The following is a 17,466-nucleotide window of genomic DNA, read 5'->3' as shown; positions in this document are numbered from 1 at the left end:
AGGGAGCTTCAAGCATGGTGAGTAAAACGAGACAGACACCCATACCGCCTGGTACGGAGAACACACGCAGCCTGCGTCCGGCACTGCTGCTCGGCGCCCTGCTGTTTATGGTGGCTGCCGGACTGTTCAGCTACAGCTCCATACTGACGGCAATGCGATACGATGTGGAAATCACTCCGTCGCATTTATATGCTGTCGAAGGAGAAGCTGCGACGCTGCATCTCCTCGCCATCAACCGCCTGGGAGGAGAAGTGCCGTTCTCCACGACGCCATGCACAGTGGAGCTGATGCAGGGAAGCGAACTCGTCACACTCGAAGCGGATGCAGACAGCGTGTGTTGGACGCTGCGATCGACAGGGCGTGCCGGAAGCGTGTCCCTCCGTGTTTCAAGCGAGGCATGGCCGTTCGCACTTTTTGCCGCGCTGCAGATTGAATCACCTATGGCGCAGCTGCGCCGCGTAGACAGGAGCTATCCGTGAAACATGTATCCATGATCTTCACCGGCGGAACGATATCAATGACAATCGACCCCGAAACCGGTGGTGCAGTACCATCGCTATCCGGTGATCAGATCCTCGCACGTCTGGATGATGTCGCTGATCTTGCCGAGATTCGCTACCGCGAATTCGGGAAATATCCCGGTCCCCATGTCACTCCCGCAATGATGCTCGACATCGCTCGCCTGGCCGCAGAGGAAGCGCAGAGGGAGGAGATCGCCGGTGTGATCATCACGCATGGAACTGACACGCTGGAGGAAACCGCCTATTTCCTCGATCTCGCCCTGCGCACCGAGAAGCCTGTGATCCTCATCGGCGCAATGCATCATTCGGAAGACCCGGATTGGGATGGACCACGAAACATTCGCGACGCCATGCTTACGGTGCTCAGTGGTCAGTTCCAGGGTCTTGGCGTCCTCACCTGCCTCAACGGGGAAATCAATGCAGCGAGTGAGGTGACGAAGACGCATACACTGCAGCGCGACACGTTCATGAGTTTCGACTTCGGTCCCATTGGCCGCATTTTTGAAGGACGCGCCGTGTTTCTCCGTCAGCCATTTATACACGATCACGTGGGCATGCACCCTCCGATCGAACCCGTGCACCTAATCAAATGCTATGCCGGGATGGATGCCCTGCCATTCACTGCCTGTATCGAGACAGGGGTAAAGGGACTGGTGGTCGAAGCCATGGGAACAGGCAACGTGCCGCCCGAGGCATATGATGGTATACTCGAAGTACTCAGGAATGACATTCCCGTTGTGCTCGTTTCCCGTTGTCCCCGTGGCAGCACCGACGAAGTCTACGGCTACTACGGCGCGGGCCGTAATCTCCATAACGCCGGTGTCATTTTTGCCCGCTACCTCAACGGACAGAAAGCACGCATCAAACTCATGCTGTCCCTCGCCGTCACCTCAGACCACAGTAAGCTCCGCCGCATGTTCGAAGGCAGCTGAGACAATCTGAACCAGCTATAGGGAGGCTGACTGTACAGAAAAACGCTCCGCGCCGCAGGCGCAACACCGCGCCGCAGGCGCAACACCGCGCCGCAGGCGCAAAAACATTTATAGGGAGAATATTATGTCAGAACGAACACTTCTGGTAGATCTGCTGCCGGGCGGGATCGACCTGCATCATGAGCTTCATGACCTTTGCACGATCGGGATACCCTTCGAGTTTGGCACAGAACTCATTGGCCTTGGCTTCGAGCCACATCGTCAGCACCAGGGAGCGCGATCCGGTGCGCGAAAGCAGATCCCCGATTTTTTCCAGTGCCTTGGCGATGGCACGCCGTGCAAACTCCGGTTCGGTTTCGAGGAAATCGAGTCCTTCATAGTAGTACCAGTAAAGCGCTTCGCGAAAGCGTTCGTACTGCGCGTTCAGCAGTTCGTTGAGAAAGTTCATGCGGCTGTACTGATTCGACTGTCCCTGCCATTCCCCGGCGTTGCGCGAACTCTGCGAGCGCTGTGCGATGGTGAGCGCTTTCTGATAGTACGGCGAGCCCGCAAGCGGTTCATAGCTGTCGAAATCGAGTCCCAGCGCAATGTACATGTAGAAGTCGAGGAGACTGGTGATGTCGTTGTACTGATATTCATCGTGGACGAAAGGTTGTCCCTGCTGGTAGGAGAAGGCCCACTTGCTGTCCATGATTCGAAACATGAGCGAAGTCATCTGCAGTGGTCTGCCGTCCTTCCAGAGGCGGCGCTGTCCGTCTACCACGACCTGTGCGGTGAACTCGCCGGCGTCGGTTCCAGAAAGGAAATTGATGCTCATGCGCACCGGGATCTGGTCGCCATAGAACTCCACGTCCGTCCACCGGTGCATGTTGACGTAGTCCTTGACCTTCTCTTCAAATTTTGCGAGATAGGTTTTCTGCGACGGCGTCAGTGCATCCATGGTGACTTCCGTCATCAGGTCAATCTCCTGGGCGGACAGTGTGCCGGTGAGGGTGGACAGGAGGAAAATTGCGAGAAGTATGCGACGCATGGACACTTTCGGTGTAACTGTGACAAGCATATTACACCCAAGATAGAAAAATCACGCAGGGTCGGCAAGGCACTGTATGCGGGACAATTTCTGCTGCTTCTTCTGCTGATGTGCATTCCCTGTGGAGGGGTTGTGCACAGTTCCACCCTGAAGAATCCCGATGTACTGCGCGGTGGTGATGTCTTCCCGCAGACGCCACGCACGGCGGCCATGGCGGGCAGCGGGTGTGCGCTGCAAGGCAATCACACACTCAATCCCGCTCTGCTGACCGCGGCATTGACGAGTCTCGAAGCGCACTGGGTTCCTGCCAGATTCGGCTTGCCGGAGCTTGGCAGCGCCGGCTGTGCGTATACCCGGCGATGGACCGCGAGCGGCATGCGCGCGGCGCTCCAGCATTTCGGTTTCCAAGCCTATCGGGAGATGCAGCTGTCGGTGGGTGGGGGAATTGCTCTCGGTGAAAAACTTGCGGGCGGGAGCACGATACGGTACACGCACGTATCCATGCTGCGCTACGGCAGTGGCTACGCCGTCGGAATCGATATAGGCGTGCGCATGAAGCTGTCGGAACAACTTTCCTGCGGGGCGGTTGCGGAGAATGTGGCACAACTTCCATTTGCGAAAGAAGAGCGTCTTCCGATAACGATGAAGCTTGGTACCGCCCTGGAGCAGGGGGCGTTCCGTGTGGCCTGTGATTTTGTCAAGCAGAGCCGCTTCCCGGCCGTGTTCGTGCTCGGGGTGGAATACCGGTTGCTCGATATCCTTTCCCTGCGCGCGGGCGCATCCACCATCCCCGGAATCGCATCCGGTGGAGCCGGGGTGCAATGGGGACAGTGGGAAATCGGCTATGCCGTCTCTGCGCATCCCGACCTGGGATGGACGCACACCGCGGGCATTGGATTTCGTCCCTGAGTGCTTGTATCTTTCTGTTTACGCCAGTGTGTATTCCGCAAAGGATGAATCCCGCGCGGGACTGCACAGTGGAATTGAGCGCACGCAACATCAGAACGGAGTATCGAGGCATGGAATTCAACAACCTGCTTTACACCGAAGAGCAGCGCATCGCTGTGATCACCATCAACAGGCCTGACAAGCTGAACGCCCTCAACTACGAAACTCTCACCGAACTCAAGCAGGCGGTTCTTGCCGCAAATGCAAGTGACGCGGTCGATGTTATCATCCTCACCGGGGCCGGGGAAAAGGCCTTCGTCGCAGGTGCCGACATCAAGGAACTCTCTGCCCAGGATGCCGTGCGCGGACAGCAGTTTGCGCTTTTTGGTCAGGATGTGTTCAACACGATTGAGCAGTCTTCCAAACCCGTCATTGCCGCGGTGAACGGCTTTGCGCTCGGTGGTGGTTGTGAGCTGTCGCTTGCCTGCCATATTCGCATCGCTTCGGAAAACGCAAAATTCGGTCAGCCCGAGGTCAATCTTGCTGTCATCCCCGGCTATGGTGGTACGCAGCGACTGGCACGCATTGTCGGACAGGGAAGGGCGGCGGAATTGATTCTCACCGGGGATATGGTCGACGCAGCGGAAGCCCTGCGCATCGGACTCGCGAACAAGACCGTTCCTGCAGGCGAGGCGCTGAACGTTGCGACGGACATGGCGAAGAAAATCGCTTCGAAGGGACAGGTGGCCGTGCGCCTTTCGCTTGAAGCACTCCGCTGCGTTCCGCAGATGGGCCTGCGTGAAGGACTGGCGACGGAAGCCGCGCTCTTTGGCCTGGCCTGTGGAACGGAAGATTTCAAGGAAGGAACAACGGCCTTTCTCGAGAAGCGGAAAGCGGATTTCAAAGGCGCATGAGCCGAAAGGACGAAGACAGGTCATACGCTGAAGAGCATTTTTCCTACACGCTTGACGGTGAAGACGAACAGAATCGGGGTGTACGGCGGCGGCTCTGGATCGCTGGCTTCCTCGTTGTGCTTATCATACTGCTTTTCGTTGCAGACAGGTATGTGACGCTTGTGCAGCCCAACATCGAGCGCATGCAGACGCAACGCGACCTGCAGAGCGTCGAAAATCTCGAAGAGGATGTGCGCAAGGTGCTCGACGATTTCGGCATGCAGCCCGAATGGGTGCGTGAACGCAGCATCGATCTCGAGGATGGCAGCCATGTACGTGATCTCTGGCTTGTGCGCGTGCCGCACGATCTTCCGCTGGCTTCGGTGAATCTCGATCTCAAGGATGTTGTCGTGCAGTACGGCGGAAGAGCCTTCGCCGTGGAGAATGCCCGTGAAGGCCGCATAGCCCTGCACATCACCTTTCGCGGAAAAGTACGCTACTCCTTGCTGTTCATGCCCACATCCGAGGTTGCGAGGCAGGCCGGGGATATTGTTCTCCTCGTCGACGGCATCGCGGACGCGCCCGACAGTGAAATTGACCAGTATCTCGAGAGCAGGGAGCCGGTTGCATGCATCATCGAACCGGACAAGGACAACATTCCCCTGCACACCCAGCTGCGCAAGCAGGACAAGGAGGTGGTGCTCCACCTGCATTTCAAACCGGTCAGCGAAAGCGAATCGCGTTTTGAACTGGCGGAAGATCTGAGCCTCGATGAACTTTCGTCGCACCTTCGCTACATCGCGAAAAACTATCCGGGATGCAGATACTATTACGTCACTTCCGAGCGTGCGCTCGGAATGTACACCCGTATGGTCGATGAGGTGATGCAGGGACTTTCCTACCGGAAGCTCGAAAGCGCCATGCTTTCGTACATCGATCGCGGATCCCAGGAAAGCGTGATGAGCGCGCGTATGAATGACATTGCGGCGCTTTCGATCCGTGAAAAATTCTCGATCGGTGTCATCGAGCTGCGTGACGATATCATGCGTTTTCTCACTGCGGAAATGAAACGACTGCGCAAAAAAGGGTACGACTTTCTCCCGCTGCGCAAGGTGGTTCGGGATTGACGGAAAAATGCCCTTGTGCAGTGAACAGGGAACAGGTAGATTGTCGATGAAGCTTTCGCACCGAACATCAGGAATGACAATGAGATACGCCGTCTGTTTCATGCTGGGAATGATTTTCCTCAACGGCAGCATGCACGCACAGCAACCGTCAGTGCCCTTGACTGGACAACAGCAGGATGAATCACATCCAGGCAGCGTGCAGAGCTTTTCCGCTGCCTATGAGCAGGCGTTCGCATCCTCCGCTCCTCAGCAAACACAGGCGCTGCTGCCGGAAGATGTCGGCACAGCGGAACGAAAATCCGCATTCATCGGCGTACTCTATTCACTCGTACTCCCGGGAATGGGTGAGCTTTACGCCGGCCGTTTCGACAAGGGAAAATATCCGCTGATCATTGAGACGGGTCTCTGGTTGGGACTCGTCGGAGTGAACAGCTATGGAAACTGGGTGGAGGATGATGCCCGCCTGTATGCAATTCAGCATGCGGGAATCCAGACAGCGGGGAAAGACGATAACTTCTTCGTGGATATCGAGAATTACCAGGATCTGTACGCGTACAATAACCAGATGCTTATTGAACGCCGTCTCGATGAGGTGTATCCCGATGAACAGGAGTGGCGCTGGAACTGGGACAGCAAGGACAACAGGCTCGATTATAAGGACCAGCGCATTTTTGCCGATGAACTGCACAATGGGGTTACCTACTTCGTCCTCGGCATGATCGCCAATCGCATCTGGAGTGCCATCCAGGCAGCCACGGCAGTGAATTCCTATAACGCTTCATTGACCGAACGGCTGTCGCAACTTCCCGGCATGCATGCACGTATGACGAGCTATGCCGGACGCATCGATGGCATGCAGCTCGTGTTCACCTGGTAGTATTCCATCAGCCGCCACCCATGGCGGCACCCAGGTTCTTAATATTCAGGCACATAGATGCGATAAGCCCCTTCGTTGCACTCTGTTTCAGGGCCTGAGCCACTCTCCCGACCAGTCGTTGGTCACAAAAATCCCCCTTCAGAATATTTTCTTGTTTCCGTTGCAACATTTCAGCATGTTGAGCGTAAATGTGACTGATCAGTCATTTTACTGACTGAGCGTTCATTTCGAGAACTAAACAGTTCTGTTATTGTGTTAGAGAGTCATGAACGATGAAACGCAAATATTGAGCCGGAAGGAAAGGGAACGTCTTTTCAAGCGGCAGGAGATTGTCGAAGCGGCCCGCGAGGTGTTTGCATTGCGCGGTTTTTCCGCAGCGACACTGGATGAAATCGCTGACAGGGCAGAATTCAGCAAGGGCACGCTTTACAACTACTTTCAGAATAAAGAAGAGTTGTTTGAAACAGTGATCGCTGATGCGGTGGACGAGTTCGTCGATGTGGCGACACGGACCTGTGGCGGAGAATCTTGCGAGCTGCAGAAATGTTACGTGAGTTTTGCCCGCCAGCTGCTGGAATTGCTGTATGCGAATTTCAGCATTTACGGACTGGTGATGCGCGAATTTCACAAAATTGATTCCAACACGCATCTCGCGACGCTGTTCCCGAATCTGCTGATTCTGCTTTCCGATCCCGTAAAGAAGGCGATCCGGGAGGATCAGATAGACGAGATGCTGCCCCAGCAGGTGGCGATGATGTTTTTATCCACAATTTTTTCCGTATTCAAATCTTCGCTGCACATGTATCACGGCGATGTACTCACGCGGCAATCGCAGGAGATATCGCTCTCAGGAAGCGAGATTGATCAGGAAATAGATCGCGCGGTGCGCCTGATAGAGAAAACATTTTTCCACGGCATACTTGCGCGCGACGGGGAAGGAGAGAGGCATAATTGTTTTACACAACGTTGAAGCATCCATCATCAATGCAGACAGGACTTCGCATGACACTGCACAGATTATTCTCCACAGGTGTCCTGCTGCTGTTCGGCATTACTCTTGCCGTCGCACAGCCGCGGACGCTGCGCCTGGAGGATGCGATCTCCCTGGCGGTAGACAACAACAGGGAGCTTGAGATTTCCAGACTCAACATGGACAAGGCCGGGTACCAGGTCAGCGAGGCGTATGGTACCGCACTGCCGTCAATCAGCGCTGGCGGTACCTACACGCGTACGCTGAAAAAACCGGTGTTTTTTCTTCCCGCACGATTCATGGATCCGAATGCGGGAGACGGAGTGATTCCGGTCGAGATTGGCAGCGACAATTCGTATCAGTTCGGTTTTGAAGCGTCTCAGGTGCTGTTCAACGCGGCCGTGTTCACGGGTGTCGGGACGGCAAAGATTTACGAAGACGCCTCAAAGCACATGTACACCGAGACCTACAACAAAACGATTGCCGACGTGAAAAAGGCCTTTTATGGCGTACTCCTCGCGAAGGATGTACTCACACTCATGAAAGCCAGCCTCTCCAACGCCGAAGACAATCTCCACAATGTTGAGGTGATGAACGAGCAGGGCATCGTTTCAGAGTACGATCTCATCCGTGCGCGGGTGCAGACGGACAATATCCGGCCGAGGGTTATCGAGTCGGAACGGAACGTAACGCTTGCGGTGAACGGACTCAAACTGCTGCTCGGACTGCGTCCCCAGGAAGACATCGAAATTGAAGGCGAGCTGGAGTTCATTCCTGCCGAAGATGTCATGGTGGATCGTGCGGAAACGCTCGTGGTGGAAAAAAACGCCTCGTTGCGCGCACTGCAGGACCAGGCACGCGTCAACGAAAAGCTGGTGACGATTTACAGGTCAGAATCCCTTCCCACGCTCTCGGCCTTCGGTAATTACCGATGGCTGGCGGAAAACGACGCCCTCGGACGTATATCCACCAACGATTTCGTGAGTACATCGCAGGTTGGCATCACCCTCAACGTCAACCTGTTCAACGGACTGCAGACCACCTCGCGCGTCAACCAGGCGCAGGTAGATTATCTCAAATCGGAAGAGCAGTACAACGCAACGCGGGATGCCCTCATTACGAATGCACAGAACATCCGTTACCGGCTTGAGGAGGCGCATCGCCGCATCGAGTCGCAGACGCAAACGGTGGAGCAGGCGGAAAAGGGATACCGTATCGCGACCACGCGCTACCAGTCCGGCTCCGGCACTCAGCTCGAAGTCAACGATGCCGACCTCGCCCTGCTGCAGGCACGCGTCAACCGTGTCCAGGCAGTGTATGATTACAGCGTGGCCAAAGCCGACCTCGAGTATCTGCTCAGCATGAACAGTAAGTAATAGAATAGAATGTCATCATACATCATGAGTATTTCCATGAAACGATTTCCCACCCTGCCGCTGCTCGCTATGCTGCTTGCAGGTGCTCTGTTCCTTTCATCCTGCGGGGAGGAAAAAGCATCCTCCGCCAACCGTTCGGATGGGGAAAAAGAAATCCCGAAGGTCTCGATCCGCATCGACGAAATCGAACCGCAGGAATTCACCCAGGTCATTGAGATCACCGGAGCGGTCGCTTCCGATGGTGATGTCATGGTTCCTGCAGACGAAGGCGGCCGTGTGCTGAACTGGCGTGTCCCGCTCGGTGCCCATGTGCAGAGCGGCCAGGTGCTGGTGCAGCTCGACAGTGCTCTGCTGCGCAGCGCGTATGATGCCGCGCTTGCGCAATACAACATTGCACAGACCAGCTATGAGAAGCAGGCACGCGTGTATGAAGAGCAGGGCATTTCCGAACTGCAATTGAAGACGCTGCAGTATCAGCGCGATGCTGCGAAGGCCGGAATGGAGCTTGCGCGGGAGAGACTGCAGCGCTGCAGCGTGCGCAGTCCGATCAGCGGTGTGCTCAATCAGCGCCTGGTTGAAAAGGGCGAGATGAGTGCGCCGGGCATGCCCATCGCACATGTTGTTAATACCAGCAGCATCAAGCTGAAAGCGGGTATCCCCGAACGTTATGCGTCAGCATTTCGCACCGGTGACCCGGTAACCTTCACGGTGGATGCAATCGCCGGGAAGGAATTCAACGGGAAAATCACTTTTGTGGGTGCCGCTGTCAATACCGACAACCGCACCATTCCGGTCGAAGTGCATGTCAGCAACGCCGGAGGCGGTCTCAAGCCTTCCATGATTGCGGACATGACCGTGCGTCTCCGCGCGCGTGAAAACTCCATCGTGGTTCCTGAGGATTATATCATCAAGAACGACATGGACAGCTTTGTCGTGTACATCGAACAAGACGGCAAGGCAGTGGAAAGGGAAGTCAAAATCGGCGGAAGCAGCCGCGGCAACGTGCTGATACTCGACGGACTCCGCATCGGAGACCGTCTCATCACCACCGGGCAGCAGCATGTTTCCGACGGACAGCCTGTAATGGTCGAAAACTGATCTCAGTCAAGACGAAACGACAGGAAGAATAATGAAAATATGGAATCTCGCCGTCGACAATCGTGTCGCGGTTTACATCCTGGTGCTGATCATCGTGATCCTCGGGTTTCAGTCCTACAGCGAACTCCCGCGCGAGGCAGCACCTGATATCACCATCCCCTATGTGATCGTCTCCGTGCCCTATCCCGGTGTGAGTCCCACCGACATGGAAGGACTGATCACGCAGCCGATGGAACAGGAATTCAAGACGCTGAAAGACGTCAAAGTCATCACGTCATCGTCCAAGGAAGGACTGGCGACGATATTTATCGAATTTGAAACCGGGATCGACATCGATGAAGCGCTTCGCAGGGTTCGTGACAAGGTCAACTCGACCCGCCCGAACCTGCCGGACGATATCATGGAGCCGATCATCTCGGAAATCAACTTCTCCGAATTCCCCATACTCTTCGTCAATATCGGTGGGAATGTCGGGCTCCCGAGGCTCAAGTCGATTGCAGAGGATTTGCAGGATGATATCGAAGGCGTTCCCGGTGTGCTCAGCGCCGATATCACCGGTGCGCTCGAGCCTGAAGTGCAGATCAACTGCGACGTCAACCGGATGAAAGGCTACGATATCAGCTTCGGCGATGTTATCGGCGCAATTCAGAATGAGCATATCACCGTCCCTGGTGGTTCGCTCGACAACGGCACGACGGACTACACCGTGCGTATCCCTGGCGAGTACAAGGATCCGGGTCCCATCGAAAACATCATCGTCAAGATGCGCAATGGGAAACCCATCTACGTGCGTGATGTGGCGGATGTCCGTTTCGCTTTCGAGGATCGTCAGACCTACGCGCGCCTCAACGGCGAAACCGTGGTCTCTCTCCCCGTGAAAAAACGCGCCGGTGAAAACCTCGTGCGTATCGCCAAGGATGTCAAACAGCTGGTCAGCGACTTCCGATCGAAAGTGCCGGAAGGCGTCGATGTCGAAGTCACCAACGACCAGTCCATCATGATCGAAGATCGCGTCTACGAACTCGAGAACAGCATCATGACGGGTATGTTTCTCGTCATCCTCGTGCTGTTCATGTTCTTCGGTGTGAAGAATGCGGTGCTCATCAGTACGGCCATTCCGCTGTCGATGTTCATGGGCTTCATCATCCTCTCGATCATGGGGATCACGCTGAATTTCGTTGTGCTGTTCGCGCTGGTCCTTGTGCTGGGAATTGTCGTCGATGATGCCGTGGTGGTCATCGAGAACATCTATCGGCATCAGCAGGAGTACGGGGAAAACCTCATCGTGGCTGCGAAGAAGGCCACAAGCGAAGTTGCCGTGCCTGTCGTTACTGCGACCTTGACGACGATCGCCGCGTTTCTTCCCCTGTTGTTCTGGCCGGGCGTAGTCGGTGAATTCATGAGCTATCTGCCCATTACGCTCATCGCGACGATGATGTCGTCTCTGCTCGTGGGATTCATTATCAGTCCCGTGCAGGGGTCGGTGTTTATCAATTACCGCAAGGAAATCGCGAAGGCGAAACAGGATCTCGAAAACCCGACGTTCTGGAAGAAGTACAATCCCTTCACCATCGCCTATCACTGGGTGGATGCGAAGTTCTTCCCGGCTGCACAGAAGCACTATGTGAAAGTTCTGGCATGGACGCTGCAGCACCGTGGGAAAACGGTACTCGGGACCATCGGACTCCTCCTGTTCACGTTCGTGATCTTCGGGATGTTCAACAAGGGCGTCGAATTTTTCCCGTCCACACAGCCGGCGCAGGCTACCGTACAGATCACCATGCCGCCGGGCACTCCCCTCGAGATCACCAATCAGGTGACCAGTGAGGTGGAGCGGCGTGTCAGGGGTGTCAAGGGAATCGACGACATCGAATTCCGCGTCACGAACGTCGGTTCGTCCAATAACCCCTTCGATTTTGGCGGGAGCAGTATCGCCAACAAGGCAAATTACTCCCTGAGTTTCCACGACAAGAAAGATCGTCAGTACAGTTCCTTTGAGACTGTCGAAGACATTCGCAATGCCACCGACGACATTCCCGGCGCCGAGATCAAGGTCGAAGTGCAGAAAATGGGTCCCCCGGTCGGCAAGGCGGTCAGCATCGAAGTATCAGGTGAAGATTACGCGAAACTGCACGTCCTCTCGAAGCAGATACAGGACAGGATTCGGGATATCCCCGGTCTTGTGGACCTCGATGACGATTACAACGCCGGGAAACCGGAAGTGCAGGTGATCGTCGACAGGGAAAAGGCTGCCCTGCTCGAAATGAGCACGGCGCAGATCGGCTCTACAGTACGCACCGCCGTCAATGGAACGGAAGCTGCGAAATTCCGCGTCGGCGAAGATGAATACAAAATCAACGTACGGCTGCGTGAGAACCAGCGTGAGAAACCTGAGGATCTGGAAAATCTGAATATCACCTTCATGAACCGTCGCGGGAAGCTGGTTTCCGTGCCCCTGACTTCCGTGGCGAAAGTCGTGCGCACCACCGGTGTGACCGACATCCGTCGCAAGGATTACAAGCGTGTCATCACCATTGGCGGTGATGCCGAGGGTCGCCTGGCCAATGATGTTCTCGCGGACGTGGAAAGCACGTTGAAGGGTTTCGAGATGCCCGAGGGCTACTCGATCAGCTTTACCGGTCAGCAGGAAGAACAGCAGGAAGCTGCGGATTTCCTCGAGAGAGCATTGATCATCACGATCTTCCTCATCTTCCTTCTTATGGTCAGCGAGTTCAACAGCATCAAGGTACCGGTCGTGATCATGATTTCCGTGATCCTGTCACTGATCGGTGTGCTCTGGGGATTGCTGATCACCGGAACGCCGTTTGGTATCATCATGACCGGTGTGGGTGTTATCGCCCTCGCGGGTATCGTGGTGAAGAACGCCATCGTGCTCCTGGATTTCGCGAAACAGAAAATCCAGGAAGGCATGCCTCTCGACAAGGCACTGCTCGAAGCCGGCCGTACGCGTCTGCGTCCCGTCGTGCTCACAGCGGTGTCGACCATTCTCGGTGTGGTGCCGCTTGCCACGGGAGTGGACGTTGACTGGCGGCAGTTCTCGCTCGTGATCGGTGCGGAAAGCTCCGACTTCTGGCGTCCCCTCGGTATCACCATTATTGCGGGACTCTCAGTGTCGACCTTCCTCACGCTCGTGGTTGTCCCGACATTCTACAGTTACTTCGAGCTGGTCGGCAACCGCATCGGTGCCGTCGTCCGCAGGCGGCTTGGACGCGAGAAGCCGGGTGAAGCCGTTTCTGACTGATCCCATGATCTGATGAAACAGGGCCGTACCCGGAAGCGGGATGGCCCTGTTTCGTTTTATGGTTGCGCAGCGTCCTTCAGTGCTCTAATTTGAAACAGCAAACATCAACAAGCACCTCTGTCGTATGTCAGACACAACAGTACGCACCGCCCCCGAACACGCATCCCTTCCCATTGCAGATTTACGCTGGTACTGTCCACCCGACCTCATCCCCGCGGAAACGACCGAAAGCGTCGAACCGATCGAGGGAATCATCGGGCAGGACAGGGCGCTGAAAGCACTCAAGCTCGGTGTTGAGCTGCACAGTCCCGGCTACAATGTCTTCGTATGCGGACTCTCCGGTACGGGAAAGGCGACCACGATCAAGACCATTCTCGAAAAAATTCAGCCAAGCAGTGCCATGACCAAGGACTACTGCTATGTGCACAACTTCGAGAATGAGGACCATCCGGTTCTTCTGACCTTTGACCGTGGCCTCGGCTGCCGCTTCAAAAAGGAAGTCTCCGAAACCATGGACATGATCCGGGCACGTATCCCCGGCGTGTTTGAAGAAGAGGAATACCTCAAGAAACGTCAATCCTACATCGACGAGTATAACGCGAAGGAAGCGGAGCTGTTCTCGGCGTTCGAAAAGCAGATCGCTCCTGATGGATTCGTGCTTGGCCGTGTGCAGGAGGGACAGTCCATGCACCCGGAAATCCTTGTCAAACTCGAGGACAAGGCCGTCATGGTTTCTGAACTTCCTTCGGCTGTCACGCAGGAGCTCATCAGCAAGGAAGATGCGGAACGGCTTGCAGAAAAATACCGCGAGCACAAGTCCGAACTGCAGGATGTCTTCCGCCGTGGCATGCGGCTTTCCCGCGAGTATCAAAAGCGCATCGCCGATCATGAGAGGGAAGTCGGTGAATTTTTCGTCAACGCCATCATCGCCGAAATCATGTCGGACTACGGTGACGAAAAAGTGCAGCGCTATCTCTCGCAGCTCGTCGACAGCGTACTCGATAATATCGAACAGTTCAAGGCGCATGCGGAAGACGAAGCCGAGTTGCCTTCCGAGTACACGGTGAACCTGCTTCTCGACAACAGTGCGACCACGAATACGCCGGTGATCATCGAGACCTCTCCGAACTTCCGCAATATATTCGGAACTATCGGGAGACGACAGGACTCGAACGGATTCTGGTATACGGATTTCACCATGGTGAAGTCGGGATCCCTGCTTCGCGCGGACGGTGGTTTCCTCGTGCTCAATGCGGCTGACGCTCTGACCGAGCCGGGCGTGTGGAAAAACCTGCAGCGCGTCCTGCTCTATCGCAAGCTGGAGATTCAGAGTATCGAGATGCTGAGTCAGCAATCCAGCATCGCTCTCAAGCCGGAAGCCATCGATGTGAATGTGAAAGTCATACTGATAGGGAATAATGAAATCTATGGTATGCTAAGCGCATACGAGCGTGACTTCAAGAAAATATTCAAGGTAAAAGTCGATTTCGACCATGAGATGCCCAATACGCAACTGGCCGTGCAGCAATACACCTCACTTATCCGGAAGCTGATTTCAGACGAAGGACTGAAGCATTTCGACAAGCGGGCCATCGCGGGCATCGTTGAATACGGAGCACGCCTGGTTGACAGCAAGCGCAAACTTACCACACAGTTCAGTGAGATTGCGGATATCGTTCGCGAAGCCAATTACTGGTGCCAGCAGAACAGCAACAAGTATGTTACCGCGAGTCATGTCGACAAGGCGATCGCGGAAACGTACAACAGGCATTCGCTCTACGAGGAAAAACTGCAGGAGCTGATCGAAGAAGAAGTCATTCTCATCGATGTGGAAGGTGAGCGGGTCGGCCAGATTAACGGACTCGCAGTGTACGGAGGTGACAGGTTCTCTTTCGGCAAACCCACGCGCATAACTGCTGCGGTGAGCGCCGGGAAGGCGGGGATTGTCAATATTGAACGTGAAGCCAAGATGAGCGGGAAGACGCACGACAAGGGGATGCTCATTCTCACGGGATATTTCCGCGAGCAGTTTGCGCAGAACCAGCCGCTTTCATTCACGGCCTCGGTCTCATTCGAGCAGTCGTACTCCGGCATCGATGGCGACAGTGCGTCATCCACTGAAGTCTATGCTCTGCTGTCCTCCTTGACAGAGCTCCCCATCAAGCAAGGTATCGCCGTCACGGGATCGGTAAATCAGAAAGGTGACATCCAGCCCATCGGCGGAGTGAATGAGAAAGTCGAAGGGTTCTTCGATGTGTGCTTGACGCGAGAATTGACCGGGAAGCAGGGCGTGATCATCCCGATCCAGAATGTCAACGATCTCATGCTTCGCACTGAGGTTGTCGCGGCGGTGAAGGACGGACGCTTCCATATCTGGGCCATTTCCTCGATTCGGGAAGGTATTGAAATACTGACCGGAGTGGAGGCCGGCGAACGTGGCGCGAATGGTGCATTTCCACCGGGCACGGTATTCGGAATGGTCGAACGCCGACTCGACGCATTGTACAAGTCATCGAAGAAACTGCAGTCCGCGGAAGAAGCAGACTGACATCACGCAGGGAAATGTGTATCGAACGCCCCGTGGCTTCATGCTGTGGGGCGTTTTTCCTGTTCGCCAATACGGTTACGGGAGGGGGAGCAGTCAGGCTGTGAGGAAAGGTGGGAGCGCGTCGAGAACATCGACAATCTCGAGTCCGCCTTTGAGCGTGCAGATATGCGGATCCCCGGGACAGCGCTGCTGGCAGTAATCTTCGGGAGGCAGCAGCGTCACGGCCTGGTTGCCCTGGGGACCCCAGAGCTTCGGGTGGCAGGCAGTGAGGGGACAGAAGAGGCTGACTGTCGGGATGCGAAGCGCTGCCGCGAGATGCATGGGACCAGTGCTGGCTGACACGGCGACGGATGCGTGGGCGATAAATCCCATCACCATGCGCAGGTCTCCACCATTGTCGGGCAGAAAGACGCGGTCGGATGCGAACGGTGCGAACAGATCGCGCACAGCGGTATTGGCGGGTGTGATATTGACAACCACCTGCGCGTCGGGGAAACGTGTGCGTGTTTCCTGCACGAAATCACGATACTTCTCCGCTTCCCAGTTCGGTGCCGATCGACCGCTCTCGGGATGCAGTGAAATCGTGCGCCGGTCGGGCGTCCAGCCAAGCGACCGGAGCCGCGCGGCTGCGGCGTCGCGTTCCTGGTCCTCGAGAAATACTTCAGTTGCGAGTCCGTCATCTTCGGCCCCGATCGAACGTGCAAGATCGAGGCAGTAATCCGCCTCATGCCGCAGGGGAGTGTACTTTCTGCGGCTGACAGAACGCGCGAACGTCAGGACCTGGTACAGTTTTGTCCCGACACCGACACGCCGTGGAATACCGGCGAGGAAGGTCATCCATGCATGACGTTCCGTGGGCAGCAGCATCAATGCCGTATCGAAGCGGTGCCGCCGCAGCATGCGCAGCCGATCGAAAAAACCGCTGCGTCCCGCATGCCGTCCTTCCCAGTCGTCGATGAGAATGTCATTGAGATGCGGATTGTTTCGCAGCACCGGTTCGGTCGCGGGACGCACAAGCGCGCTTATGCGTGCATCCGGAAAACTGCGTCGCAACGCGCGAATGGTTGGCGTGGAAAGGACGACATCCCCGATGCGATCGGGCCGGATGACGAGAATACTGCGCGGTGTTCTCAACGCTTCGCCTCGCTGTCACGATACTGCATCTCCCAGAGCTGCAGCAACACCTGCATCTTGTTCTGTGCATGAATGGCCGCTACCACGAATCCCTCCCAGCCATCGAGGAAGCCGCGCTGCAGGATGTATTTCTTGGCGAATTCAAGTGGGGGACGCAGCAGGAAATCCAGTGCTCCCACACGCCGTCTGTTCCTTTTCTCGCGCGCTTCGTACAGCGAATACGCAAGATTTTTCTGCAGCATGTGACGCACGTGAGGAAGTGTGTAGTGGAGAAGGGGTCCTTCGAGTTCACCGCGGCTGCCGCGAACTTCAAATCCCTCATGCACGAGACGGTCGGTGAGTCTGCTATGCGTGCGGCGGAACAGGCGGAGCTGGCGGTCGGGATACCATCCGCCATGCCGCAGCCACTTATCGCGGAAGTGATTTTTCCTGGGCACGGTGTAGCCGTCCATCGGACCATCGTTCCTGACGATAGCAGTGATTTCCCTGTGCAACTCCGGCGTCACACGTTCGTCTGCATCCAGGCTCAGCACCCAGTCGCGTGTTGCCTGATCGAGCGCGAATTGTTTCTGTGTGGCGTAGCCATCAAAGTCCCTGAAATGCACGTGTTTCGTATAACGGGATGCGATATCCATGGTGGCGTCTTCCCGTGAAGAGCAAACCACAATGATTTCATCCGCGAAACGCACTGATGCCAGGCAATCTGCGATGTTATCTTCTTCCCGTCCCGCGATGACGATGACGGAGAGCTGCGCTATGGTCTCGATTGACGCATTCATCTCCCTAATCTACGAAAAAAGCGCAGGAGCG

At 55.8% G+C, this 17,466-nt stretch carries 14 protein-coding genes; 11 read left to right on the top strand and 3 right to left on the bottom strand.

The window, feature by feature from the left end; all coding sequences use genetic code 11:
- Positions 1-14 precede the first annotated feature (14 nt).
- Complete coding sequence (locus KQI65_14575; protein MCB2205963.1) at positions 15-479, top strand: hypothetical protein; 465 nt, start codon at positions 15-17, stop codon at positions 477-479.
- Positions 476-1,453: an asparaginase gene (locus tag KQI65_14570; GenBank protein MCB2205962.1), complete on the top strand. Its 978-nt coding sequence runs from the start codon at positions 476-478 to the stop codon at positions 1,451-1,453. Before KQI65_14575 ends, KQI65_14570 begins: the two co-directional genes overlap by 4 nt.
- Positions 1,454-1,580: 127 nt before the next feature.
- Here KQI65_14570 and KQI65_14565 read toward each other — a convergent pair whose 3' ends face one another.
- The gene (locus tag KQI65_14565; protein MCB2205961.1) at positions 1,581-2,513 is read right to left on the bottom strand and encodes a DUF4835 family protein; all 933 of its coding nucleotides are present in this window, start codon (positions 2,511-2,513) and stop codon (positions 1,581-1,583) included.
- 102 nt (positions 2,514-2,615) lie between these two features.
- Here KQI65_14565 and KQI65_14560 point away from each other — a divergent pair, with 102 nt between their 5' ends.
- From KQI65_14560 to KQI65_14520, 9 genes are all read left to right on the top strand, one after another.
- A complete protein-coding gene (locus tag KQI65_14560) occupies positions 2,616-3,392 on the top strand; it encodes a hypothetical protein (GenBank protein MCB2205960.1) in 777 nt (258 codons plus the stop codon).
- Positions 3,393-3,502: 110 nt separating this feature from the next.
- Complete coding sequence (locus tag KQI65_14555) at positions 3,503-4,285, top strand: enoyl-CoA hydratase/isomerase family protein (protein MCB2205959.1); 783 nt, start codon at positions 3,503-3,505, stop codon at positions 4,283-4,285.
- Positions 4,282-5,391 carry a hypothetical protein gene (locus KQI65_14550; GenBank protein ID MCB2205958.1) on the top strand — a complete coding sequence of 370 codons (1,110 nt, stop codon included), beginning with the start codon at positions 4,282-4,284 and terminating at the stop codon, positions 5,389-5,391. Before KQI65_14555 ends, KQI65_14550 begins: the two co-directional genes overlap by 4 nt.
- A gap of 79 nt (positions 5,392-5,470) precedes the next feature.
- Positions 5,471-6,268, top strand: coding sequence for a hypothetical protein (locus KQI65_14545; protein ID MCB2205957.1), 798 nt, complete (start codon positions 5,471-5,473; stop codon positions 6,266-6,268).
- Positions 6,269-6,533: 265 nt separating this feature from the next.
- Positions 6,534-7,238: a TetR/AcrR family transcriptional regulator gene (locus KQI65_14540; GenBank protein MCB2205956.1), complete on the top strand. Its 705-nt coding sequence runs from the start codon at positions 6,534-6,536 to the stop codon at positions 7,236-7,238.
- A 32-nt stretch (positions 7,239-7,270) separates the two neighbouring features.
- Positions 7,271-8,614 carry a TolC family protein gene (locus KQI65_14535; protein ID MCB2205955.1) on the top strand — a complete coding sequence of 448 codons (1,344 nt, stop codon included), beginning with the start codon at positions 7,271-7,273 and terminating at the stop codon, positions 8,612-8,614.
- A 36-nt stretch (positions 8,615-8,650) separates the two neighbouring features.
- Positions 8,651-9,712, top strand: coding sequence for an efflux RND transporter periplasmic adaptor subunit (locus tag KQI65_14530; protein MCB2205954.1), 1,062 nt, complete (start codon positions 8,651-8,653; stop codon positions 9,710-9,712).
- Positions 9,713-9,743: 31 nt separating this feature from the next.
- On the top strand, positions 9,744-12,974 hold the full coding sequence (locus tag KQI65_14525; GenBank protein MCB2205953.1) for an efflux RND transporter permease subunit: 3,231 nt from the start codon (positions 9,744-9,746) through the stop codon (positions 12,972-12,974).
- A 124-nt stretch (positions 12,975-13,098) separates the two neighbouring features.
- Complete coding sequence (locus KQI65_14520) at positions 13,099-15,522, top strand: AAA family ATPase (protein MCB2205952.1); 2,424 nt, start codon at positions 13,099-13,101, stop codon at positions 15,520-15,522.
- Positions 15,523-15,615: 93 nt separating this feature from the next.
- Here KQI65_14520 and KQI65_14515 read toward each other — a convergent pair whose 3' ends face one another.
- Both KQI65_14515 and KQI65_14510 read right to left on the bottom strand, forming a co-directional pair.
- Entirely contained in the window at positions 15,616-16,656 is a 1,041-nt protein-coding gene (locus KQI65_14515) for a glycosyltransferase family 9 protein (protein MCB2205951.1), read from the bottom strand.
- On the bottom strand, positions 16,653-17,435 hold the full coding sequence (locus KQI65_14510) for a glycosyltransferase family 2 protein (GenBank protein ID MCB2205950.1): 783 nt from the start codon (positions 17,433-17,435) through the stop codon (positions 16,653-16,655). The genes KQI65_14515 and KQI65_14510 overlap by 4 nt, the downstream gene beginning before the upstream one ends.
- Between the last annotated feature and the right edge of the window lie 31 nt (positions 17,436-17,466).

The organism is bacterium (assembly GCA_020444325.1).
In the GTDB taxonomy this organism is placed as follows: Bacteria; Bacteroidota; Ignavibacteria; order SZUA-365; family SZUA-365; genus BM516.
Note: the sequence above shows the minus strand (reverse complement) of the source record. Positions and strands in the feature narration are given on the sequence as shown.

Excerpts from the sequence above, each read along its gene's own strand:
- KQI65_14575 (MCB2205963.1), top strand. The coding sequence starts at position 15 with ATGGTGAGTAAAACGAGACAGACACCCATACCGCCTGGTACGGAGAAC.
- KQI65_14565 (MCB2205961.1), bottom strand. The coding sequence starts at position 2,513 with ATGCTTGTCACAGTTACACCGAAAGTGTCCATGCGTCGCATACTTCTC.
- KQI65_14555 (MCB2205959.1), top strand. The coding sequence starts at position 3,503 with ATGGAATTCAACAACCTGCTTTACACCGAAGAGCAGCGCATCGCTGTG.
- KQI65_14550 (MCB2205958.1), top strand. The coding sequence starts at position 4,282 with ATGAGCCGAAAGGACGAAGACAGGTCATACGCTGAAGAGCATTTTTCC.
- KQI65_14545 (MCB2205957.1), top strand. The coding sequence starts at position 5,471 with ATGAGATACGCCGTCTGTTTCATGCTGGGAATGATTTTCCTCAACGGC.
- KQI65_14540 (MCB2205956.1), top strand. The coding sequence starts at position 6,534 with ATGAACGATGAAACGCAAATATTGAGCCGGAAGGAAAGGGAACGTCTT.
- KQI65_14535 (MCB2205955.1), top strand. The coding sequence starts at position 7,271 with ATGACACTGCACAGATTATTCTCCACAGGTGTCCTGCTGCTGTTCGGC.
- KQI65_14530 (MCB2205954.1), top strand. The coding sequence starts at position 8,651 with ATGAAACGATTTCCCACCCTGCCGCTGCTCGCTATGCTGCTTGCAGGT.
- KQI65_14525 (MCB2205953.1), top strand. The coding sequence starts at position 9,744 with ATGAAAATATGGAATCTCGCCGTCGACAATCGTGTCGCGGTTTACATC.
- KQI65_14520 (MCB2205952.1), top strand. The coding sequence starts at position 13,099 with ATGTCAGACACAACAGTACGCACCGCCCCCGAACACGCATCCCTTCCC.
- KQI65_14510 (MCB2205950.1), bottom strand. The coding sequence starts at position 17,435 with ATGAATGCGTCAATCGAGACCATAGCGCAGCTCTCCGTCATCGTCATC.